Genomic DNA, 22,787 nt, shown 5'->3' on the forward strand with positions numbered 1-22,787 from the left:
ATGGTCGTGCCAACAGACAAAAATGTGATTGTCGCTTCTGCGGCGCCCATCACATGATGCAAATCATGCACGATCAATCCGTTCCCGAGCCTACATTATGACACAGATTGCGATCCCGTCAGCCATCCAGCGCCGGCACCAGCCCTGGTACAAGATCCTCTACGTCCAGGTGCTGATCGCGATCGCACTCGGCGTGCTCATCGGCTATGTCTATCCCGATCTCGGCAAGGCCTTGAAGCCGCTCGGCGACGGCTTCATCGCGCTGATCAAGATGATGATCGCGCCCGTGATCTTCTGCACCGTGGTGCACGGCATCTCCTCGATGGGCGATCTGAAGCGGGTCGGCCGGGTCGGGCTGAAGTCGCTGATCTATTTCGAGACGGTCTCGACCGTAGCCCTCGCGGTCGGCCTTCTGGTCGGCGAGATTCTCCAGCCCGGGCGCGGCTTCAACATCGATCCGGCCACGATCGACCCGAAATCGGTGGCGACCTACGTCACCAAGGCCCACGAAGAGGGCATCGTCGCCCATCTGATGGCGATCATTCCCGACAGCTATCTCGGGGCGATCGCGCGCGGCGACCTCTTGCAGGTGCTGCTGATCTCGATTCTCTCCGGCTTCGCCATCGCCTTTCTCGGCAAGGCCGGCGAGCCCATTGCGGACGCGATCGACAAGGCGGCGAAGATGTTCTTCGGCATCATCCGCATCATCGTGCGCGTCGCGCCGATCGGCGCCTTCGGCGCCATGGCGTTCACCGTCGGCGCCTACGGCCTCGGCTCGCTGCTCAATCTCGCCGCGCTGATCGGCACGTTCTATCTGACCAGTATCCTTTTCGTGCTGATCGTGCTGGGTTCGATCGCCCGGCTCGCCGGCTTCTCGATCCTGCGCTTCATCGCCTATATCAAGGACGAGCTCTTGATCGTGCTCGGCACCTCGTCCTCCGAGACCGTGCTGCCGCAGATGATCCAGAAGATGGAGCATCTCGGCGCCTCACGCTCCGTGGTCGGCCTCGTCATCCCGACCGGCTACAGCTTCAACCTCGATGGGACCAACATCTACATGACGCTCGCGACGCTGTTTCTGGCGCAGGCGACCAACACCCATCTGACCATCTGGCAGGAGCTCGGCATTTTGGGCATCGCTATGATCACCTCCAAGGGGGCCTCTGGCGTGACCGGCGCCGGCTTCATCACGCTCGCTGCGACGCTGTCGATCGTGCCTGATATCCCGATCCAGTCGATCGCGATCCTGGTCGGCATCGACAAGTTCATGAGCGAGTGCCGCGCACTGACCAACCTGATCGGCAATGGCGTTGCCTGCGTGGTCATCAGCATCTCCGAAGGCGAGCTCGACCGCGACGCGCTGCACGAGACCATGGCGCATCCGCTGGAGATCGGCGAGGCGCTGGAGCCGGGTGGAGGCGCGGCATCCTAGGCCGCGCAATCGGCGGGCAGACGGCGCCTGGTTCCGATGCGGTAGTTTCCCGGAGTAGAAAATCGATGCGGCCCGCGTCACAACAACGGCGTTGGGATCACGGATTTATACTCATTTTTTCCGCCCGACGCGCTGGGGGCAGGGCGTCGGGCTTTTGAAAATCACAGCCAGATCCAGAGCGCCAGGCAGGATCAGACGATCCCGCCATCGATGCGCGGCAAATTGGCGGCAAGTTCGATCCGCCGCGTGATCCCGATCGCCTGCAGGAACGCCTCGTCATGGCTGACGACCAGCAGTGCGCCGTCATAGGCCCGCAAGCCGGCCTCGACGGCTTCGATGGACTCGAAGTCGAGATGATTGGTCGGCTCGTCCAGGATCAGCAGCGACGGCGGCGGCTGCCCGCCCAGCACGCAAGCGAGGCCCGCGCGGAACATTTGCCCGCCGCTCAGGCTCCCGGCGATTTGCAAGGCGGCATCGGCGCGAAACATGAACCGGGCCAGCGCGGCATGGCACTCGTTCGCACCGGCCTTCGGATTGAGACGCCGAAAATTGTCCAGGATGGAGCGCGCCGGGTCGAGCAGGCTGACCTTCTGGTCGAACAACGCGAAATCCGGCCTGACCCGCACGATGCCCGCAAGCGGACGCAGCTCGCCCACGATGAGCTTCAGCAGCGTCGTCTTGCCGGAGCCATTGGGCCCGACCAGCGCGACGCGCTCCGGCCCGACCACCGCAAATGAGAGGTCGCGCAGGACAGGCTGCTCCGGCCAAAAGCCAGCGCTGACACCGTCAAGCCAAAGCACCTCCCTCCCCGCCGGCAGGTCGGTTGCGGGCAATTTGACCGAGAGCGGCTGAAGAACTTCGATGCGCCGGCGCGCCGTGTCGATGGCTTGAAGCGCTTCCGCGCGCTGCCGCTCGGCGATTTGCGCATTCTTGCCGCCGGTGTCCTCGCTGCGATCCTTGCGGGCGCCGGCCAGGATGCGCGGCATGTCGCCCTTGGCGCGCTTCTTTCTGCCGCCGCTGTCCTTGCGTGCTTTCTTCTCCGCGGCCTCCTGCGCCCTCCCGTCGATCTCGGACAGGCGGTTCTCGGCAAGCGCTAGATCGTGCCTCACAGCCGCGAGCTCGATGGCCTTCTGCGTTCGAAAGCTGCTCCAATTGCCACCATATCGCGTCGCGCCGAGCGACGTCAGCTCGACGATCGCATCCATGGTGTCGATCAGTGTCCGGTCGTGGCTGACGATAATCGCGCCGCCGCGCCAGGCAGCCAGCAGATCGGTGACGGCCTTGCGTCCGTCCTGGTCGAGATTGTTGGTGGGCTCGTCCAGCAGCAGGAAGTCAGGCGCAGCGAACACCAGCGCGGCGAGACGAACCCGCGTGATCTGGCCACCGGACAGGCACGACAGCGCCGTATCGGGAGACGGATCGAACCCGAGGCGCGCCAGCGCGGCCTCAAGCCGCGTCTCGAGCGTCCAGTCGACCGCAGCGACCTCGTCGGCGGAGGCGTCGCCCCGCTCGGCACGGCGCAGCAACTCGAGCGCCGGCCGCACGCCGAACAGATCCGCCACGGTCCCGCCGGCAAGAACCTGCACGTCCTGGCGTAACAAGCCGATAGTGCCGTTGATCAGAACGCGTCCCGACTGAGGAATATGTTCGCCGAGCATCGACGCAAGCAGCGTCGTCTTGCCAACGCCGTTACGGCCGACGAGACCAGTTCGCTCGGCGCCGAATGTCAGATCGAGGTTTGAGAAGAGAGAGCGCCCGTCAGGCGTGGACAGCGACAGGTTCGACAGGATGATTGAAGCAGGCATGGAATTCCCCGTGAGCAAGGCGGATGGGCGTTGCGGTCGGGGTGAAATCCATGGCTGCGAAGATCCTGATTGAGGAACTCTCTAACTAGTCCCATCAAAGGGCGAGATCAAGGCGCGGCACGAGGAGACAACAGCGTGATGGGGCGCTGTCGTCCTTCCTCGCCGTGCGCCATCAGCCCTTGAGCGCGGTCACCACCACCTCAATTAGCGCACCGCCGCCGAGATCGGCGACCCCAACGGTGGCGCGGGTCGGCAGGTTGTCGCCGAAGAATTCGGTCCAGGCCGCGTCCATCTCTTTCTTCTTGGAGAGATCGGTGACGAAGATCGAGGCGCTGACCACGCGGCTCTTGTCGGTTCCCGCCTCTTTCAGATAGCCGGCGATCTTGCCGAGGATGTTGCGGGTCTGCTCGCCCATCGAGACCGAGGTGTCGTCGGCGATCGTGCCGCCGAGGAAGACGAAGCCATTGGCTTCGACGGCGCGGTGCATGATGGGCGTGCGGATGCTGCGGGTGATGCTCATGATGTCCTCTTGTTTAGAGCGTGGAAGGGTGGAAGCGGTCGATGCCGAGTTCGCCGACTCGAGTCTGGGTGCCGCCGTTGACGATCAGTTCCGCCATCACGGCGCCGGCGCCAGGGCCGAGCTGGAAACCGTGCAGCGAGAAGCCGAACTGGTGATAGAGGCCCTTGTGACGCGAGCTCGGCCCGAACACGGGAATGTCGTCCTTCATCTTGGCTTCGATGCCGGCCCAGGCACGGACGATGTTGGCGCTGCGCATCACCGGGAACAGCTCGAACACGGTCTGCGCGCTGGTCGCAAGGCTCTTCCAGTCCAGCACCGTCTCGTTGCGATCCTGATAGGGCGTCGCCAGATGGCCGCCGCCGATCAGCACGGTGCCGTTCTTGAACTGCTTGAAGGACAGCTTTCGACCACGCAGGATCACGACGGGGTCGATGAAGTGCGGCACACGCGAGGTGATCATCAGCATCGGCGCCACGGTCTCGACCGGGACGGGCTCGCCGAGATCAGCCGCGATCCTGCCGGCCCAGGCGCCGGCAGCATTCACCAGCACCGGCGCGGCAAAGCTCTCCGAACCGACATCGACATGCCAGAGGCCGTCGTTGTAGCGGATGTTGCCGGCCGCTACGCCTTCGCGCACGGTCGCACCTAACTGCTCAGCCTTGCGGCGGAACGCCGTCGTCGTCTGCGCCGGATTGGCCGCGCCATCACGGCGCGAGACCACGCCGCCGGGACAGGTCTCGGCAACCGCCGGCACCAGTCGGCGCAATTCGGTCGCGTCGATCAGTTCTTCATGGGTGAAGCCGAGCGCATTGAGCTCGGCGACGCGGGCGCGGCAAAGGGCGAGCTCGTCCTCGTTCTCGGCAACCAGCACCTGACCGTAGCTCTCGAAGCTGCAATCGTCGTCGACGAGATCCGTGATCTTCTCCCAGATGCCCATCGAGCGGATCGACAGCGGAATCTCGGGGATGTGCCGTGCGAGCTGCCGGACGCCGCCGGCATTGACGCCGGAGGCGTGACGGCCGGCATAGTCCTTTTCGATCAGCACCGGCTTCAGGCCGGCGAGACACAGATGCAGCGTGGTCGAGCACCCGTGGATGCCGCCGCCAATGACGATCGCATCCACGTTCTTGCTCATCCGCGCACCACGGCCTTGACGTCGGCCTCGCTCTTCGGAACGGCGGCGAGCTCGGCCAGCGTGATCGGCTTCACCGGCGCGCGCAGCCGGTAGTAACCGATCTCCTGCGGGGTCTTGCCGCGCGCCTGCGCCATCAGCTCGGTGACGGTGAGGCCGCAGAGCCGGCCCTGGCACGGGCCCATGCCGGTGCGACGATAGGCCTTGAGCTGGTTCGGTCCGGTCGCGCCGATCGCGACGGAATCGAGAACGTCCTTCGCTGTGACCTCCTCGCAACGGCAGACGATGGTATCGCCCGAGGGAATGCGGAACTGCGGCGCGGGACGGAACAGTGTATCGAGGAACAGGCGGCCACGCTCGGCCTTGGCGAGATCGGCGCGGAGCGCTGCCATTGCGGGAAGCTTTGCAGCTGCCGCGGGCGCCAGCGCTTCCACCGCCGCGCGAGCCGCAATGCGACCGCGAACCACGGCGGCATTCGCTCCGCCAATCCCTGCCCCGTCGCCGGCGATCGCGGTGCCGGCGACCGACGAATTGCCGCTCGCATCCAGCACCGGCGACCAGCACAATTGCAGATCATCCCAGCGATGCTCGATGCCCGCTGCCATTGCCAGATTGACGTTGGGCACGACGCCCTGATGCAGCAGCAACAGGTCCGCAGCGATCGTCTCGCGCTTGCCGCCGGCGACATAGCTCACGCTGGCAAGCTGGCCGTCACCGGCTGCCGATAGCTCGGTGACGCCAGAGACGACCTGCACCTTCGCCTTCACCTCCCGCATCATCGACAGTCCCTTGGCGAAATAGGGCGAGGTCAGGAAGGCGAAAGCGTGCGGGAGCGCGGCGAAATAATTACCGCGCTCGGTGGTGTCGAGGATGCGATCGATGCGGCCGCCAAGCCGCAGGATCTGGGCGGCGAGCAGCCAGAGCAGCGGCCCCTGCCCTGCGATCACCGTGCGTCCGTCGGGCACCAGGGCCGAGGACTTCAGCATGGTCTGCGCCGCGCCCGCGGTCATCACGCCCGGCAGCGTCCAGCCGGGAATTGGGAACGGCCGCTCCAGCGCACCGGTCGCGAGAATCACGCGTTTCGCCTTGACGAAGGCCGAGGCGCCGCCGATCGAGACGGCGATATCGAGATTGCGGTCGAGGCTCCAGACGGTGGCGCGGTGAATGACCTCCGCATTGCTCGCGCGCAGCGACTGCACGAGATCGGCCCCGACCCAATAATCGGCGCCGAGCTGATTGCGCTCGGTAACCGGCGTCGAGGCGATGGCGCGAAACACCTGGCCACCGGGGCCGATGTTCTCGTCGAGCAGCAGCGTCGAGAGGCCGGCCTTGGCGGATGTTGCGGCAGCAGCAAGGCCCGCGGGCCCGGCGCCGATCACCACGACGTCATAGTTTTCGCGCTTGGGAGCCACGCTCATTTTCCGATCTCCCGCTTGCCCTTCTGGATTTCGATCTGCATGCCCTCGGCGACGGGCACGAGGCACCCTTGCCGGTTGCCGACGCCGTCGATGGTGACGAGGCAGTCGAAGCAGACGCCCATCATGCAATAAGGCAGACGCGGCGCGCCGCTCACCGCGGTGGAACGCCGTGCGTCAACGCCGGAGGCCAGCAGTGCGGCGGAGACCGTGTCGCCCTGGCGCGCCGCGACGGCGACGCCGTCGACGAAGATCTGCACCTGTGGCCGCTTGTCCTGTTCGGATCGCTTGAACATGGGGATGCCTCTTGGCTCCTTCTCAGAATCTCTAGTAGCTGCTGCTGTTCGCAGCACCTGCGCCGCCAAAACGGCTGGCCGAGAACGCGCCGACCAGCTCCGGCTCGAGCGCGCCCTGCGCCACCATGCGCGCGATCTCGAAGGCGTGGTTGGAGGCGAGCGTCACGCCGGAATGGCAGCAGGCGACGAAGGCGCCGGGATGCGTCTCCGACTGGTCGTAGATCGGAAAGCCGTCCTGCGGCATGACGCGAATGCCGGACCAGCTCCTGACCACGTTGAGCCGCGCCAGATGCGGAAACATGCGCTGCGCGCGATCGGCCATGACGCCGCTGATCGACGGCTTCAGCGTGCGATCATCGAGCTCGTCCTCCTTGCTGTCGCCGATCATCACCGTGCCCTCGTCGGTCTGGCGGATCGTGGTCAGCGGATGCGGCAGGAACGGCATGGTGCGCTCGGTCACGACGACCTGGCCGCGCGTCGGGCCCATCGGAGCAAAGAGGCCGACCATCGGCGCCAACGTCTGGTTGGCATTGCCGGCGGCAAGCACGATCTTGCCGGCACGCAGCTCGCCCTGCGGCGTGGTCAGGCGAAATTCGCCGCCGCTCTTGCTGATCGCCGAGACCGGGCGCTCCGGAAAATAGTCGATGCCGAAGGCAATGAAGCCAGTGTGGAAGGCGCGGAACGTGCGCAGCGAATTGACATGGCCGTCGAGCGGACAATAGCTGCCGCCGGAGACCTCGGGGCCGATCAGCGGCAGCGCCTCCTTCACCTCGGACGGCCGCAGCATCTCCATCTTGTAGTCGGCCGCGCCGACCTGGTTGTGCATGCGCTTGACGAGCTCGGTGCGCTGGCCGAATTCGTCCTCGCCGAGCGTGAGATGAAAACCGCCGTTCTGCTGCAGGGCGACGTCGAGGCCGGTCTGCTGCTTCAGCTCGGAGGCCAGCCGGCCCCAGGCCTGCGAGGCCTGCACGGTCCACCGTGTATAGGCAGGCATGCCGAGCCCTTTGCTCTGCACCCACACCAATGCGAAGTTCGCGCGCGAGGCGCGCTTGGTGATGTCGCCTTCGTCGAGCACGGCGACCTTCTTGCCGAGCCGGCCGAGGCCCCAGGCAATGGCGGAGCCGAGCAGTCCGCCGCCGACGACGGCGACGTCGTAATCTCCTGACATGAGTTCTCCTATCGTCCCGTATCGCCCTTGCCAGCGAGCACACGGTCGAGCCCGTAGAAGCGGTCGAGCAAAATGAGGGCGGCCATGGTGATTGCGATCACGCAGGCCGAGACCGACGTCACGAGCGGATCGATGTTGTCCTGGATGTAAAGGAACATGCGGACCGGCAACGTCTCGGTCCCGGGCGCAGCAAGGAAGACGGTCATGGTGAGATCGTCGAAGGACTGGATGAAGGCGAGCGCCCAGCCGCTAATCACGCCGGGCAGGATCAGCGGCAAGGTCACGCGGCGGAACAGCGTCCAGCCGCCGGCGCCGAGCGAGACCGCCGCCATCTCGACCGTGCGGTCCATGCCGGTCGCCGCCGCCAGCGTCAGCCGCAGCGCGAACGGGAACACGATGATGACATGCGCGACGATCAGCGCCGCGAAGCTGCCGCCGAGACCGGCCGAAGTGAAGAAGCGCAGGAAGGCGATGCCGAGCACCACATGTGGGATCATCAGCGGCGACAGGAACAGCGCCGCCAGCACATCACGACCACGGAAGCGATAGCGCGAGATCGCCAGCGCCGCCGGCACCGCGAACAGCAGTGCCACGAGGGAGGACAACGCGCCAAGGCCGAGGCTGACCCAGAAGGCGTGAATGAATTCGGGGTAGTTCGCAATGGTCCTGAACCAGCGCAGCGAGAAGCCGTTGGTCGGCAGCGACAGGTATCCCTCAGGCGTGAAGGCGACGAGGCAGACCACCAGGATCGGCGCCACCATGACGATGACGAAGATGGTGTGAAAGATCAGCGCGAGCGGACCGTTCCGGCTCATCGGAACACCTCCGCATAGCGGCGTTCGATCAGTGCGTTGCTGCCGACGACGATCAGCACCAATGCGGCCAGCAGCAGCGTTGCGACCGCAGCGCCCAGCGGCCAGTTCAGCGTGTTGAGGAATTCGTCATAGGCGAGCGTTGCCGCGACCTTGAGCCGGCGGCCGCCGATGATCGCCGGCGTTGCGAAGGCGCTGGCCGAGAGCGAGAACACGATGATGGCGCCCGACAGCACGCCCGGCATGATCTGGGGCATGATGATGCGGCGGATGATGGTCGCAGGGCCCGCGCCGAGCGACATCGCAGCATTCTCGATCTGCGGATCGAGCCGCTGGAGGGCAGCCCATACCGACAGCACCATGAACGGCATCATCACATGCGCGAGCGCGATCACCACGCCTGTTTCGGTGAACATGAAGGGAATCGGGGAGCCGATCAGCCCGAGCGACATCAGCAGCTTGTTGACGAGGCCGTTGTTGCCACCGAACAGCAGGGCCCAGCCCAGCGTTCGCGCCACCACTGAGATCAAGAGCGGCCCGAGAATGACCAGTAGGAAAAAACTCTTCCAGCGGCCGCTCATGCGGTTGAGGATATAGGCTTCGGGCGCGCCGAGCAGCGCGGTGAGCAGCGTGGTCAGAATCGCGATGCGAAAGGTCCGCCAGAACATCTCGGCGTAATAGGGATCGGTCGCGATCTCGTGCCAGTTCTTGAAGATGAAGACCGGCTCGATGCCCTTGTACTGGCCCCAATCGTGGAATGACAGCATTACCGTCATCGCCAGCGGAATCAGCAGCACGCCGACGAACAGCATCAAGGCGGGTGCGGTCAGCACCCACGGCGCGCGCAGGCTGCGCTCCTCGGCCGCCATGCTCATGCGCCGGCCCTCACGCGAACGCTCATGTCTTGGGGCCGCCAGGTGAGGCGAACCGCGTCCCCTTCGGCCGGCTGCGCTTTGCCGTCGTTCTGGCGGATCACGATCGCCGGGCCGCATTCACTGTCGCACTGGAACAGCCAGTGATTGCCCTGGAAGATGCGCGTGATGATCTTTGCGCTGAGCCCGGTATCACCAAAGCCGATTCTCTCGGGCCGAACGCTGACGGTGACGGGACCGCCGAGCCCAGCCGGCGCCGGTGCGCGCCAGGAGCCGGCCACCAACTGCGTCGGCGCGACGGTCCGGTCGATCGTTCCGGCAAAGTCGTTGGTCTTGCCGAGGAATTGCGAGACGAAGGCCGAGGCCGGCTTCTCATAGGTTTCCTGCGGCGTGCCGATCTGCTCGATCTTGCCCTGGCTCATGACCACGATGCGATCCGACAGCGACATCGCCTCGTTCTGGTCGTGCGTGACCAGGATCGTGGTGGTGCCGACGGTGCGCTGGATCTGGCGCAGCTCGATCTGCATCTCCTCGCGCAGCTTGGCGTCGAGGTTGGACAAGGGCTCGTCGAGCAGCAGCACGCTGGGCTTGATCACCAGCGCACGCGCTAGTGCCACGCGCTGCTGCTGGCCGCCGGACATGCGGCGCGGATGGCGATCCTCGTATCCGGCGAGGCCGACCATCGCGAGCGCGGCGCGGACGCGTTCGGACCTTTCAGCGCGCGGCACGCCACGCATCTCCAGGCCGAAGGCGACGTTCTCCGCCGCGGTCATGTGCGGAAACAGCGCGTAGCTCTGGAACACGATGCCGAGGCCGCGCTTTGCCGGATGGATCGCGGTCAGGTCCTTGCCCTCAAGGCGGATCGCGCCGCGCGTCGGATCGAGGAAGCCCGCGATCATCTGCAGCGTCGTGGTCTTGCCGCAGCCGGACGGGCCGAGGAAGGAGATGAACTCCCCCTTCCCCACCGACAGGCTGAAGTCATCGACCACAGTCTGCGTGCCGAACTGCTTTGCGACCCGATCGAGCTCGAGATAGGCCATGGCGCTGTCTCCGCGGCGACCGATCAGCGTTCGACCTCGCGATTCCAGCGCTTGGTCCACTCCTCGCGCTTCTCGTTGATCACGGTCCAGTCCGGATTATAGAGCTTGGCCGCGCGCTCGCCGATCGGCGCCATCTTGCCGAGCTCGGGCGGGATCACCAGCGATTTCAGCACCGGGCCGTAGCCGTAATCCTTCAGCATCACGAGCTGGGTTTTCGGATCGAGCAGCATCTTGACGAAGCTCGCAGCCAGCGGCGAAGCATTGGGCTTATTGATCGGGCACGCCGTGGTCAGCAGCGTCGCTGCGCCTTCCTTCGGGTAGACGAAGTCGACGGGGAAGCCGGTATTGGCGAAGCTCTGCACGCGGCCGGTGCCCCATACCGCGATCACGGCCTGGCCGGACTGGAACAGCTCGGTCATCTTGCCCGGCGACGGCTCATAGGCCAGCACGTTCGGATTGATCTGCTCCTTGAAGATCTTGAAGCCGGACTCGACGTTGGTCTCGCCGCCGCCGTTCATCTTCGACAGCATCACCAGCGCTTCGAGACCGTAGGTGTTGTTGATCGGTGGAATCACGAGCTGTTTTGCGTATTTCGGGTCCTTCAGGTCGTTCCACGAGGTCGGCGGCGCCCAGCCTTTTTCCTTGAACACCTTGGTGTTGTACATCAGCCCGGTGGCGACGATGCCGATCGCGACGGCGCGATCGTCCTTAAAGCGCGCAGTGTCGTAGAGGTCGGCGGGCAGGCCGTCGAGCTTGCCGCAGAAGCCGAGCTGGATGGCCTGGTACATCGGGCCATCATCGACGATGGCGACGTCGATCTGCTGGTTGCCTTTCTGCGCCTGGAGCTTGGCCAGCGTGTCGGTGGAATTGCCGGCGACGTATTCGACCTTGACGCCGTTCTCCTTCTCGAAGGCCGGGATCACCTCGTCGCGGATGGTCTTCTCGAACGAGCCGCCATAGCCGGCGACATAGAGCGTTTTCTGCTGGGCCGAGGCGACCGAGGGGGCGGCAATGAGCGCTGCGATGCTGACCGCGGTCAGAAGGCGAAAAGTCTTCATGTGGACCGATCTCCAATACCGGAATGAGGTGACGTGCCGACGAGTCTCGCTGGCTGAAGCGCGTTGCCGCATTTCCTTCCGCGCCAAACCGCTTCCGATCAGGGCTCCGGCCCCCATTCGGCGGGTTTTGGCGCGATCTGGAGGGTTGAACACCTCCAATCTGCCGAAAAAGCGGGCTGTCTCCAGTCCTGATGAAAAAGATCGCAGACCTATACTTCCATCGTCCAATGAATAATGGCACCCTCTGCATGCCGAAATGTTATGATTGGATGGTGGAATGGCGCGGATCAATTCGCGGCAGGTGGAGGCCTTCCGCGCGACGATGCTGACGGGCAGCGTGACGGAGGCGGCGGCGCTGATGAAGGTGACGCAGCCGGCCGTCAGCCGGTTGCTGCGCGACCTCCAGGCCCTGCTCAAAATGGAGCTGTTCGAACGGCGCGGCACCGGCCTGGTACCCACCGCCGCGGCGATGGCGCTCTACACCGAGGTCGAGCGCTCCTTCGTCGGCCTCGAGCGCATCACTGCGGCGGCGGAAGAAATCCGCGGCCGGCGCACGGGCTCGCTGCGCATCGCAGCACTGCCAGCGCTGTCGAACGGCTATCTGCCGCGGCTCACTGGTCACTTCCTGAAGGAGCGGCCAAACCTCAACCTGGCCTTCTTCGGTGTCATCTCGCCGATCGTGGTCGACTGGGTGCTGAACAATCAATGTGACGTCGGCTTTGCCGAGGTGCCGATCGCGCATTCCGGTCTTCCGAGCCAGAGACTGCCGGCGCCGGCGCGCGTCGCAGTGCTGCCGACCGGTCATCGCCTCGCGGAGAAGGAAGTGCTGGAGCCGCGCGATTTCGAGGGCGAGACCTTCATCTCGCTGTCGGCGGGATCGTCGAGTCGGCATCTCGTCGACCAGGTCTTCCACCGCCACGATGTCCGCCGCGTGCTGCGCGTTGAGACCACGCTGTCGGAAATCATGTGCGGCATGGTGTCGTCAGGCCTCGGCGTCGCGATCTGCGATCCCTTCACGGCGCAGGAATTTGCAACGCGCGGCGTCGTCGTGCGCCGCTTCCTGCCGCGCATCGATTTCGAATTCTCCGCGGTGTTTCCGGCGCAGCGCAGCCCGTCCCCGGTGGCGCTGGACCTGGTCGAGACCATGCGCAAGGCGCTGGTGGAGTTCGAGGACGACGAAGCCGGGGTCAGCCGTTGAACGCGGCCTGCGCCTCCGGCAGATCCCAGATCTTGCCGATCGCGGCGGTGCCGGCCGCCGTAATCGCGGCTTCATCCGCGCCGAGATAGCGTCCCTCATCGACCAGGACCCGGCCATCGACCATGACCTGATCGATATTGGCGCGGTTGGCGAGTGCGATCAGCGCGCGGCGCGGGTCGAACAGCGGCTGCAGATGCGGATGGGTGAGATCGACCACCGTGAGATCGGCGGTCGCGCCCGGCTCGATGCGGCCGAGATCGGGCCGCTTGATCACGTCGGCGGCGACCGTCGTGTTCGCCTCGATCAGCTCGGGTGAGTTCGCGACGTCAGGGCGCGCCGAAATGATCTTGGAGATCAGCGACGCCGCATTGAGCTCGCCGAGCAGGTCCATGTTGTAGCCGTCGGTGCCGACCACGGTGCGCACGCCGTGCTCGGCGAAGCGGCTGAACGCCGCGGTGATGCCGGCACGCGCGAACACGCGCGGGCAGTTCAAGGCGGTCATGCCGCGCGCGGCCATCAGCTTGAGATCGTCATCGCTGCTGAACATGCAGTGCGCCGCCATCAGATCCGGCGCGAGCAGGCCGAGCCAGTCCAGATATTCTGCCGGCGTGCGGCCGCCATAGCGCTTGCCGATGGTCTCGACCTCGGCGCGGCTCTGCGCCATGTGCGTGGTGATGGGAACGCCGAGCTCGCGCGCCCGCGTGGCGCAGGCCTTCAGCAGATCGGGGCCGCAGGTGTCGGTGGCATGCGGGCTCATGGCGAGGCTGATGCGGCCGTCGCCGCGATTATTCCAGCGCTGATAGAGCGCATTCCATGCCGCCATGTCCGCAGCGCCGTCATCGCCGGAATATTGGACCACACCGTCAGGCCCGGCCTTGGCGTCGGAGGTCGAGAACAGATAGGGCGCACCATAGAAGCGGATGCCCATCTCTTCCGCCGCGTCGAACATCTCGGGGATCGAGTTGCGAAACGGCTCCATCACCGTGGTGGCGCCGCCCTTGAGCAGCTGGAGGATGCCGAGCCGCGCCACCGCAAGGCGCTCTTCCGCCGACAGGATGTCGGCGCCGCGCTTGGTCAGCGGCAGCAGCACCGTGTAGACGATGCTCTGGTTGTTCTTGCGGCCGTTGCCGTCCTCGGTGTGGCTGCGCGCCACCGCTTCCGAGAAGCAATGATTGTGCAGGTTGAGCAGGCCCGGCAGGACGAAGCGGCCCGGACGATCATAGACCCGATCGGCGCGCGGCTTGTCGCGTGTGATCGCTGCAATCTTCTTGCCTTCGACCAGAACCCAGTGGTCGCGCAAGACATCCTGCGCGCCGTCTTTGCGTGACAGCACATAGCTGCCGAAGATTGCTGTGGTGCTCATGCGGGGCGCACGTTCCAGAACACGGCGGTGCCGTCGAGAATGCCGGTGATGGCCTTGCGATAGGCCGTCGGCTGCTTGTAGAGGCCGATCGGAATATAGGGGATTTCCTCGAACGCCACCCTCTGGACTTCGCGGCAGATGCGCTGCTGTTCGGCGAGTTCGGAGGCCGCCAGCCACTGGCTGCGCAACTCGCCCATCTTCGTGCTCGCGTACCAGCCGGCGACCTTGCCTTCGCCGCGAATGTTGGTGTTGCCGGCCGGGTTGAGCCAGTCGATGCCCTGCCAGTTGCCGACCGCGGCGCTCCAGCCGCCCTGCGGAAGCGGATCCTTCTTCAGCTGGCGCTGCAGCACCACGGCGAAATCGAGGCCGGCATATTCGACGTTCATGCCGGCCTTGCGCAACGAGTCCACCGCGATCTCGCCAAGCGGCTTTTGCGCCAGCGAGTTGGTCGGAACGAGCAGCACGATCTTCTCGCCGTTATAGCCCGCGGCTTTCAGGTCGGCCTTCACCTTGGCGTAGTCGCGCGGGCCGCGGAACACGTCGAGGCCGACCTCATTTGCCATCGGGGTGCCGGGTGCGAAATAGCCGACCGGTGAGACCTGGAACGCCGGATCGGTGCCGGCGACGGCGGTCATGAATGCGGACTGGTCGATCGCACCCAGGAGCGCGCGGCGGATGGCGGGATTGTCGAACGGCGGCTGCAGGTGGTTGAGGCGCAGCATGCAGGCGTAGCCTCGGGGATCGAGGATGCGCGTCTCGATATCGCCGGCCGCCTTGATCACCGGAAGCAGATCGTGCGGCGTAGTCTCCTGCCAATCCTGCTCGCCGGTCTGGAGCGCGGCGACGCCGGTGCCGGCATCGGGCGTCGTGGTCCAGACCACGCGATCGTAGTGCACGATCTTCGGCCCCGCAGTCCAATCCGGCTTGCCGTCGGTGCGCGGCTGATAGCGCTCGAACTTGGCATAGGCATTGCGCGCGCCCTGCACGCGCTCGTCGGCGAGATAGCGGAACGGACCGCTGCCGATCACCTCGGTGAGCGGCTTGAACGGATCCTGGCTCGCCAGCCGCTCCGGCATCATGAAGCAGGCATTGATCGCTGCCTTGCCGAGCGCCTGCGGCAGCAGCGGAAAAGGACGCTTCAGACGGAAGCGGATGGTGCGGTCGTCGGCAGCCGAGAGCTCGGCGGTCGCCTCCATCAGCTCGCCGCCAAAGCCGTCGCGCGCGGCCCAGCGACGGATGCTGGCGACGCAATCGCGCGCCAGCACGCGTTCGCCATCGTGCCAGAACAGGCCGTCGCGAAGCGTGAGGTCCCACTGCAGCTGGTCGGCGGAGATGGCGTGGCCCGACAGCATCTGCGGCGAGACCTGGAGCGAGGAGCTCATGCCGTAGAGCGTATCGTAAACCATGAAGCCGTGGTTTCGCGACACCTGCGCGGTCGAATAGATGGGATCGACGAAGGCGAGATCGATGACGGGGATGAAGCGCAGCGTGGACTGGGATTCAGCGCGGACGATGCCCGGCAGGGACAGCGCCGGCAGCGCTGCGCCAGCCTTGAGGAGCGAGCGGCGGGAGATCGACATTATCGGTGACCCGCTTCGTGACGCAGGAAGTTTTTCGCGATGTTCTCGCCGGTGGTGATCCAGACATCCGGGCACGATTTTGCGTAGGTCAGGAATTCGCGCAGCAGCCGCAGCCGCATCGGGCGGCCGCTGCATTGGGGGTGCAGCACCGTCGTCACCATCGCGCCCCAGTCGCGGACCTCATCCAGCTCGTCCTTCCACATCGAGAGGACGTGCTCCCTAGGGAAGATCGAGCGCGGGCTGAAACGCGCGGACAGGCCATGCATCCAATCGTCATAGCTGGCGGTGACCGGCAGCTCGATCGTGCCGGGCTTGCCGTCCGCGAGGCGATGTCGATAGGGCCTGACGTCGTCGCGGAACGAAGACGTGTAGACGATGCCGTGACGCACCAGCGCGACGCGCAGTTCCTCCGTGAACTCGCCATAGGGCGCGCGATAGCCGGTCGGCTTGAGGCCGAGCCGGCGCTTCAGCGCCTCGAAGCCGCGCTCCAGCTCCTCCTCGATCCAGGGATCGCCGGGGTCGGGCAGCAGATGGTGATAGCCGTGATGGCCGATCTCGTGACCGGCCTTCAAGATGGATTCCGCCATCGCCGGATGCGCGTCGACCGACCACCCCGTGACGAAGAACGTCGCCTTGAGATCGAGCTGGTCGAGCAGCTCCAGGAGCTTCGGCGTGCCGACGCGCGCTTCATAGCCGCCATAGCTCATGGTGATGAGCCGCTGCGCATGCAACGCGTCCTTGCTGGTCCAGGCACTCTCGGCGTCCACGTCGAACGACAGAAACATCGCGGAATTGTACGGCTTCGGCCACGGATATTCGGGCGCGGGATCCGCGGTGTTGGCCGGAACGAGCGGAATGCTCTGGAGTGCCTTACTGTCCAGCATTGATGGTCGCCTTCTCGATTGCGTTGTCGCTCAATTTCCACTTTGCCAGCAGCGTCTTGTAGGTGCCGTCCGCGATTAGCGCATCGACGGCTTCCAGCATTGCCTGCTGCAATGCCTTCTCCTTCACCGGCAGAGCAATGCCGGTGAATTGCTGTGCGATGGGCGCGCCCACGGTCGCATAGGTGTTGGGCTCGAGGTCCATGATGTAGGGCAGCGTCTCGTTGCCCTGGGCGGCGGCATCGATGCGGCCCTGCCGCAGCTGGGTGCGAGCATCGGCCGAGCCGTCGGTGCCGACGAACTGGATCGGAGAGCTGCCGCAATTCTTCTCGCTCCACGCCGCAATCTGGGCCGGGAACATGGTGCGTCGGCTGGCGCCGACCTTCTTGCCGCACAGCGACGTCGCATCCTTGAATTCCGCCTTGCGCGACGCCTGCACGAAGAACTGCGGGCCGCTGCGCAAATAATCGACGAAGGTCGCGACCTCGTGCCGGCTCGCATAGTCGGTGAAGCCGGACAGGATGGCATCCACCCGCCCGGTCGAGATCGAGGGCATGAACTCGGCAAAGCTGGTCTCGGTCCATTCGATCTTGAGGCCGAGCTTGCGGCCGATCGCCTCGCCGAGATCGACGTCGAAGCCGGAGAGCGCGTTGGTGGCGGGATCGCGGAACTCCATGGGCGGATAGTTCGGCACCACCGCGACCTTGATGCTGCCGCGCTTTACGATCTCAGGCGGCAATTCGGCCGCCATTGCCGACGCGCTCATGGCGCCCAGGAACGCCGTCGCAAGCAAGAATCTCTTCATCACCATACCCCCAATGTCAGATCACTGCCGAAAGAAATGCCTTGGTGCGCTCCTCGCGCGGCGCGCCCAACACGTCGGAGGCGCGGCCCTGCTCGACGATCGCGCCCTGATCCATGTAGACGACGCGGTCGGCGACCTCGCGGGCGAAGCCGAGCTCGTGCGTCACCACCATCATGGTCATGCCGCTTCGCGCCAGCTCCTTCATGACCGCGAGCACCTCGCCGACGAGCTCGGGATCGAGCGCGCTGGTGGGCTCGTCGAACAACATCAGCATCGGTTTCATGGCGAGCGCCCGCGCGATCGCGACGCGCTGCTGCTGGCCGCCGGAGAGCTGCGCCGGATACCAGTCAGCCTTGGCCGACAATCCGACGCGGCGCAATAGCTCGAGCGCCTCGGCGCGCACCTCGTCCGGCTTGCGCCCCTGCACCTGGGTCGGACCTTCCGTGATGTTCTCCAGCGCGGTCTTGTGCGGGAACAGGTTGAAGCGCTGGAACACCATGCCGGTCTTGAGCCGCTGCCGCCCGATCTCGCGCTCGCTGAGGCGATGGAGCTTCCCGCCTTGCTCGCGCACCCCGAGCAGCTCGCCGTCGAGCCAGATGCCGCCGGCATCGATCGTGGCGAGCTGATTGATGCAGCGGAGCAGCGTGGTCTTGCCGGAGCCGGAGGCGCCGATCAGACACATCACCTCGCCGGGCCACACGTCGAGCGAGACGTTGTTGAGAGCCTGAAACTCTCCAAAGTTCTTGGCTACGGAGCGGATCGCGACGAGCGGTTTTGTCATCGCGCCAGCCGCAATGTACCGCGCGCAAAGCGGCGTTCGAGCAACATCTGGAGCGGGGTCAGGATCGAGACCGCGAGCAGGTACCAGAGCCCGGCGACGATCAGGAGCTCGATCACGCGCGAATTGGCGTAGTAGATGTTCTCGGCATTGTGCAGCAGCTCCGGATATTGGATCACGCTGGCGAGCGAGGTCGCCTTCACCATGCCGATGAACTCGTTGCCGAGCGGCGGGATTACCACGCGCATCGCCTGCGGCAGCACGATCCGGCGCAGCGCCCGCAGCCGTCCCATGCCGATCGCCTGCGCCGCCTCATATTGTCCGATATCGACCGACAGCATGCCGGCGCGCATGACTTCGGAGGTGTAGGCGCCCTGGTTGATGCCGAGCCCGAGCAGCGCGGCAAGGAACGGCGTCATGACATCGACGGCGCGTGCAGACCACAGGCCGGGGATACCGATGGTCGGAAACACCAGCGCGAGGTTGAACCACAGCAGCAGCTGCAGGATCAGTGGCGTGCCGCGAAACAGCCATGTGTAGCCGGCGGCGACCGACTTCAGCACCGGATTGGGCGACAGCCGCATGATCGCGACGACGATGCCAAGGAAGATGCCGAGCATCATCGCCAGCACCGCCATCACCATGGTGTTGACGATGCCTTCGAGGATGACCTTTGCGGTCAGGAAGCGGCTGACATAGGACCATTCGATCTGGCCGTTCGCAAAGGCGCGCGCGATCGCCGCCAGCACGAGGACGATCAGGGCCGCGCTGATCCAGCGAAACCAGTGCGGCTCGCGCGCGATCCGCATGCCCGACAGATCGGGAAATCCTTGCGCGAGTGCCGGCGCCTGCTTCATTGCGGCGCCGCGTTCAGCATGGGCTGGGCGACTGCATTGGTCCCCAAGCCCCATTTGTCGAGAATGGCCTTGTACGAGCCGTCAGCGATCATCGCCGCGAGTTTCTCGGTCACGACTTCGCGCAAGGCGGCATCGTCCTTGCGGAACATGATGCCTTGATAGCCCTTGGCAAAGGGCTCGCCGACGATGCGGTACTTGCCGGGCTCCTGTTGCTGCGCATAAGGCAACGTCTCGCTGCCCTGCACGGCGGCGTCGATGCGGCCCTGCTTGAGCTGGTTGCGGACGTCGATGGAATTCTCGCCCGGAACGTACTGGATCGCCGGCTTGCCGGCCGGCTCGCAATTCTGCTTGCTCCACTTCTCGATCTCGACCGGGAAGCTGGTGCTGCGGGTGGTGCCGACCTTCTTGCCGCAGAGATCGGTGGCGTCCTTGACCGCGCTCTCCGCCATCACGAAGAACTGCGGGCCGGTTGCGAGGTAATCGACGAAGTCGGCGGTCTCGCGCCGCGAGGCACGATCGGAGATGCCAGAAATGATGAAGTCGGCCCGCTTGGTCGTGAGCGACGGGATCAGCTCGGCGAACGGCGTCTCGCTCCAGACGATCCTCAGCCCGCCGAGCCGCTTGGCGAGCTCCTTCGCCAGATCGATGTCGAGCCCGACCAGCTCGTTGGTTGCGGGGTCGCGATATTCCATCGGCGCGTAGGTGGAATTGACCGTGAGCTTCAGCGTGCCGGCCTGCTTGATCTCCGCCGGCAGCTCGGCGGCTCGCGCCGACGTCACCGCAGCCAGCGCTGCGCAGGCAAGCAAATACGAGAGGCGTGTCATGTCAGCTCCTTTTGCCAACGCCGCGACCGGCCGTTGGTCAATCTGCGTCGAGAACGGCCGGCTCGATGATGCCGGCACGCTCGGTGATCACCCTGTATTGCTCGGGCCGCCGGTGGGCGGCGAAGTTGAACATCTTGTCCTTGCCCTGGCGGCAGAGGTCGAGATCGATGTCGGCGACGATCACCTCGTCGGCCAGCGTTTGCGCCTGCGCGACGATGCGGCCATTGGGATCGACGATGCAGGAGCCGCCGATCAGGCCGGAGCCGTCCTCCTCGCCCGCCTTCGCCACCGAAATCGCCCAGGTCGCGTTCATGTAGGCGTTGGCCTGCGTCACCAGCGTCGAGTGGAAGGTGCGCAAGGCTCCGTCTTCGGTCGTGCCGCCGTTGGGATCGTAGGCCGCCGAATTGTAGCCGATGCAGACGAGCTCGACGCCTTGCAGACCAAGCACGCGCCAGGATTCGGGCCAGCGCCGATCGTTGCAGATCATCATGCCCATGATGGCGTGGGCCCAGGATGAGCCGGCGCGGAAGGCGGGAAAGCCGAGGTCGCCATATTCGAAGTAGCGCTTCTCGAGTTGCTGGTAGCGCGCGCCCGGACGCGGCTCAACCGAGCCCGGCAGGTGCACCTTGCGATAGCGGCCGAGAACCTCGCCGTCGCGGTCGAGCAGGATGGAGCAATTGTAGCGCCGGCCCTCCGGCGTCAGCTCGGCATAGCCGACATAAAAGCCGACGCGGAGCGCACGTGCGCGGTCGAACAGCTTTGCCACCGCGGGGTTCGGCATGCCGCGCTCGAAATACCGGTCGAGCGCCTCGCCTTCGAGCAGCCAGCGCGGGAAGAAGGTGGTGAAGGCGAGCTCCGGAAACACCACAAGGCTCGCACCCCGACCGGCCGCCTCATCGAGCATGTCGAGCATCCGCGACAACGTATGCTCGCGCGTATCGGCTTTTTGCGTCGGCCCCATCTGAGCGGCGGCGGCGCGAAGGACACGAACCAAGATTGCCTCCAATCTGTGCGCAGTGCTGCCTCAATGGGCGAACGAACCCTTTGATGCGACGTGCAAATCCGCTGCCATTACGGGCGAGCGGTGCTGCAAAATCAATTCGCGTTGCTATGATGTTTTGGCCCTGACTATAATCGGCAGTGATATGAACCTGCGTCAGCTCGAGATCCTTCGCGCCGTGATCCGCCACCGCACCACGGTGGCGGCGGCGGACGAGCTGGCGCTGTCGCAGCCGGCGGTCAGCAACGCGCTGAAGACGATGGAGGCGCAGGCGGGCTTTGCGCTGTTCGAGCGCGTCAACAACCGGCTGTTTCCAACCGCCGAAGCGATGGCGCTCTACAAGGAGAGCGAGGCGATCTTCGCGCTGCACGCCAAGCTCGAGAACCGCATGCGCGATTTGCGCGAGAACCGGTCCGGGCATCTCGCCATCGTGGCGACGCCGCCGCTCGCGTACAGCATCATTCCGTCCGCGCTGTCGGGCTTCCTGCGCCGCCGCCCGGAGACGCGGGTGTTCTTCGACGTACGGCGCTATGAGGGCATCATCGAGGGTGTGCTGAGCCGCGTCGCCGAGCTCGGCTTCGCGCTCGGCCTCACGCATCATCCAGGGATCGCACACGAGGTGGTGCACACCGGCGAGATGGTCTGCGTGCTGCCGCCACAGCATCCACTCGCCGACCGGCCGATGATCTCCGCTTCCGATCTCTCCGGCCTACCCTTCATCGGGCTCGAACGCGGCACGCGGCTCGGCGAAGCCGTGCGCGACAGCTTTGCCCGCGCCGGCGCGCCGTTCCGGCCGACGGTCGAGGTGCGCTACTGCAACACGGCCTGCGTGCTGGCCGCCGCCGGCGTCGGCGCGGCGGTGGTCGATCCTTTCTCGCCGCGGCAGAACGGCGGCAGCGGCCTCGTCGTCCGTCCGTTCACGCCGACGACGCAGGCGGTCGCCTATATGCTATGGTCTGAAGCCGAGCCGCTGTCGCGTCTGGCCAAGGCCTTTCTCAACGAGATCCGCAAGGAGAGCGCTCTGCTCGAGCGCACAGCGCCGCACCAGCAACATGGGGCAGAAAGCGGCTGAGCTTCGCAACCTTTTGACCGGGAGGCCCATGGCACGCATCACCATCATCGAGACCGGAGAGGTGCCGCAAAAATACCGCGAGCGCCACGGTTCGTTTCCGGACATGTTCGCGCGCATGATCCGCGCCGAGGAGCCGGCCGCGACGATCGAGGTCGTCAGCATTCCCAACGGCGATGCGCTGCCCGATCCGAGCAAGCTCGAGGCCGTCCTCATTACCGGCGCGGCGGCCGGGGTCTATGACGGGCTCGACTGGATCGCGCCGCTGGAAGATTTCGTGCGGACGGCCTACGCCCACAAGACACCGATGGTCGGTGTCTGCTTTGGCCACCAGCTGATCGCGCAGGCGCTCGGCGGCACCGTGCGCAAATCAGAACAGGGCTGGGGCATCGGCCGGCATGTCTATCAGGTGCTGCCGGAGAACGGCGTCATCGACGGTGAAGCGGTCGCGGTCGCCGCCTCGCATCAGGACCAGGTGATCGAGCCGCCAAGCGATGCGCTGACGATCCTCTCCTCCGAATTCACCCCGCATGCCGGCCTGCTCTATGCCAATGGCGCGACGCTGACAGTGCAGCCGCATCCGGAATTCGATGTCGGGTTCGCGCAAGTGTGCTGCGATCTGCGCGATGGCAAGGCACCTGAGGATGTCGTTGCCACGGCGAGGGCGTCGCTGGCGGAGCCGATGGATAATGCGAAGCTCGGCGGGGCGATTACGCGGTTTCTGGCTAAGCGCACCTGACTACGAAGCTCGAGACGCACTCGTCTTCCCTTCTCCCCTTGCGGGAGAAGGTGGCGCGAAGCGCCGGATGAGGGGTTCTATCCATTCGCCGGACTGCTCGTGAGGAGAGAGACCCCTCACCCGTCTCGCCGCTATGCGGCGAG

At 65.4% G+C, this 22,787-nt stretch carries 22 protein-coding genes; 4 read left to right on the forward strand and 18 right to left on the reverse strand.

Annotated features, from left to right (window positions below; all coding sequences use genetic code 11):
* The first annotated feature begins 97 nt into the window (after positions 1-97).
* Positions 98-1,432, forward strand: a complete 1,335-nt coding sequence (locus tag I6F17_RS15790; protein WP_035998454.1) for a dicarboxylate/amino acid:cation symporter — start codon at positions 98-100, stop codon at positions 1,430-1,432.
* Between the two features lie 191 nt (positions 1,433-1,623).
* Here I6F17_RS15790 and I6F17_RS15795 read toward each other — a convergent pair whose 3' ends face one another.
* The 10 genes from I6F17_RS15795 to I6F17_RS15840 all read right to left on the reverse strand — a co-directional run bounded on the left by I6F17_RS15795 (position 1,624) and on the right by I6F17_RS15840 (position 11,550).
* Positions 1,624-3,237: an ABC-F family ATP-binding cassette domain-containing protein gene (locus tag I6F17_RS15795; RefSeq protein ID WP_225126562.1), complete on the reverse strand. Its 1,614-nt coding sequence runs from the start codon at positions 3,235-3,237 to the stop codon at positions 1,624-1,626.
* A 172-nt stretch (positions 3,238-3,409) separates the two neighbouring features.
* A complete protein-coding gene (locus tag I6F17_RS15800; protein ID WP_028138431.1) occupies positions 3,410-3,757 on the reverse strand; it encodes a RidA family protein in 348 nt (115 codons plus the stop codon).
* 13 nt (positions 3,758-3,770) lie between these two features.
* On the reverse strand, positions 3,771-4,892 hold the full coding sequence (locus tag I6F17_RS15805) for an FAD-dependent oxidoreductase (protein ID WP_225126561.1): 1,122 nt from the start codon (positions 4,890-4,892) through the stop codon (positions 3,771-3,773).
* Positions 4,889-6,307, reverse strand: coding sequence for an NAD(P)/FAD-dependent oxidoreductase (locus I6F17_RS15810; protein ID WP_225126559.1), 1,419 nt, complete (start codon positions 6,305-6,307; stop codon positions 4,889-4,891). Before I6F17_RS15810 ends, I6F17_RS15805 begins: the two co-directional genes overlap by 4 nt.
* Positions 6,304-6,600 (reverse strand): (2Fe-2S)-binding protein, encoded by a 297-nt coding sequence (locus I6F17_RS15815; protein ID WP_025034065.1) that lies wholly within the window; start codon positions 6,598-6,600, stop codon positions 6,304-6,306. The genes I6F17_RS15810 and I6F17_RS15815 overlap by 4 nt, the downstream gene beginning before the upstream one ends.
* Positions 6,601-6,631: 31 nt before the next feature.
* The gene (locus I6F17_RS15820; protein ID WP_225126557.1) at positions 6,632-7,768 is read right to left on the reverse strand and encodes an FAD-dependent oxidoreductase; all 1,137 of its coding nucleotides are present in this window, start codon (positions 7,766-7,768) and stop codon (positions 6,632-6,634) included.
* An 8-nt stretch (positions 7,769-7,776) separates the two neighbouring features.
* The gene (locus tag I6F17_RS15825; protein WP_035998443.1) at positions 7,777-8,583 is read right to left on the reverse strand and encodes an ABC transporter permease; all 807 of its coding nucleotides are present in this window, start codon (positions 8,581-8,583) and stop codon (positions 7,777-7,779) included.
* Entirely contained in the window at positions 8,580-9,455 is an 876-nt protein-coding gene (locus tag I6F17_RS15830) for an ABC transporter permease (protein ID WP_035998440.1), read from the reverse strand. Before I6F17_RS15830 ends, I6F17_RS15825 begins: the two co-directional genes overlap by 4 nt.
* Positions 9,452-10,492 (reverse strand): ABC transporter ATP-binding protein, encoded by a 1,041-nt coding sequence (locus I6F17_RS15835; RefSeq protein ID WP_225127290.1) that lies wholly within the window; start codon positions 10,490-10,492, stop codon positions 9,452-9,454. Before I6F17_RS15835 ends, I6F17_RS15830 begins: the two co-directional genes overlap by 4 nt.
* A 23-nt stretch (positions 10,493-10,515) precedes the next feature.
* Positions 10,516-11,550 (reverse strand): ABC transporter substrate-binding protein, encoded by a 1,035-nt coding sequence (locus I6F17_RS15840; RefSeq protein WP_225127288.1) that lies wholly within the window; start codon positions 11,548-11,550, stop codon positions 10,516-10,518.
* 277 nt (positions 11,551-11,827) lie between these two features.
* Here I6F17_RS15840 and I6F17_RS15845 point away from each other — a divergent pair, with 277 nt between their 5' ends.
* Positions 11,828-12,748 (forward strand): LysR substrate-binding domain-containing protein, encoded by a 921-nt coding sequence (locus tag I6F17_RS15845; protein WP_036041399.1) that lies wholly within the window; start codon positions 11,828-11,830, stop codon positions 12,746-12,748.
* On the opposite strand, the gene I6F17_RS15850 is transcribed toward I6F17_RS15845, so the two are convergent.
* The 8 genes from I6F17_RS15850 to I6F17_RS15885 are packed head-to-tail and all read right to left on the reverse strand — an operon-like array spanning position 12,738 to position 20,830.
* Complete coding sequence (locus I6F17_RS15850) at positions 12,738-14,111, reverse strand: amidohydrolase family protein (RefSeq protein ID WP_225127269.1); 1,374 nt, start codon at positions 14,109-14,111, stop codon at positions 12,738-12,740. The genes I6F17_RS15845 and I6F17_RS15850 overlap by 11 nt on opposite strands.
* Positions 14,108-15,691, reverse strand: a complete 1,584-nt coding sequence (locus I6F17_RS15855) for an ABC transporter substrate-binding protein (RefSeq protein WP_225127267.1) — start codon at positions 15,689-15,691, stop codon at positions 14,108-14,110. Before I6F17_RS15855 ends, I6F17_RS15850 begins: the two co-directional genes overlap by 4 nt.
* Positions 15,691-16,575 (reverse strand): polysaccharide deacetylase, encoded by an 885-nt coding sequence (locus tag I6F17_RS15860; RefSeq protein WP_225127264.1) that lies wholly within the window; start codon positions 16,573-16,575, stop codon positions 15,691-15,693. The genes I6F17_RS15855 and I6F17_RS15860 overlap by 1 nt, the downstream gene beginning before the upstream one ends.
* The gene (locus I6F17_RS15865; RefSeq protein WP_225127262.1) at positions 16,562-17,377 is read right to left on the reverse strand and encodes an ABC transporter substrate-binding protein; all 816 of its coding nucleotides are present in this window, start codon (positions 17,375-17,377) and stop codon (positions 16,562-16,564) included. The genes I6F17_RS15860 and I6F17_RS15865 overlap by 14 nt, the downstream gene beginning before the upstream one ends.
* A gap of 16 nt (positions 17,378-17,393) precedes the next feature.
* Complete coding sequence (locus I6F17_RS15870; protein ID WP_036041413.1) at positions 17,394-18,158, reverse strand: amino acid ABC transporter ATP-binding protein; 765 nt, start codon at positions 18,156-18,158, stop codon at positions 17,394-17,396.
* On the reverse strand, positions 18,155-19,012 hold the full coding sequence (locus tag I6F17_RS15875) for an amino acid ABC transporter permease (RefSeq protein ID WP_036021759.1): 858 nt from the start codon (positions 19,010-19,012) through the stop codon (positions 18,155-18,157). The genes I6F17_RS15870 and I6F17_RS15875 overlap by 4 nt, the downstream gene beginning before the upstream one ends.
* Complete coding sequence (locus I6F17_RS15880) at positions 19,009-19,836, reverse strand: ABC transporter substrate-binding protein (RefSeq protein WP_225127260.1); 828 nt, start codon at positions 19,834-19,836, stop codon at positions 19,009-19,011. Before I6F17_RS15880 ends, I6F17_RS15875 begins: the two co-directional genes overlap by 4 nt.
* A 37-nt stretch (positions 19,837-19,873) precedes the next feature.
* Positions 19,874-20,830, reverse strand: a complete 957-nt coding sequence (locus I6F17_RS15885) for an N-carbamoyl-D-amino-acid hydrolase (protein ID WP_225127258.1) — start codon at positions 20,828-20,830, stop codon at positions 19,874-19,876.
* Positions 20,831-20,981: 151 nt separating this feature from the next.
* Between I6F17_RS15885 and I6F17_RS15890 the strand changes: the two genes are divergently transcribed.
* Both I6F17_RS15890 and I6F17_RS15895 read left to right on the forward strand, forming a co-directional pair.
* Positions 20,982-21,908 carry a LysR family transcriptional regulator gene (locus I6F17_RS15890; protein WP_036021753.1) on the forward strand — a complete coding sequence of 309 codons (927 nt, stop codon included), beginning with the start codon at positions 20,982-20,984 and terminating at the stop codon, positions 21,906-21,908.
* A 28-nt stretch (positions 21,909-21,936) separates the two neighbouring features.
* The gene (locus I6F17_RS15895; protein ID WP_225112979.1) at positions 21,937-22,644 is read left to right on the forward strand and encodes a type 1 glutamine amidotransferase; all 708 of its coding nucleotides are present in this window, start codon (positions 21,937-21,939) and stop codon (positions 22,642-22,644) included.
* Positions 22,645-22,787 lie beyond the last annotated feature (143 nt).

Source organism: Bradyrhizobium sp. NBAIM18, from assembly GCF_020193825.1.
Taxonomy (GTDB): Bacteria; Pseudomonadota; Alphaproteobacteria; order Rhizobiales; family Xanthobacteraceae; genus Bradyrhizobium; species Bradyrhizobium yuanmingense.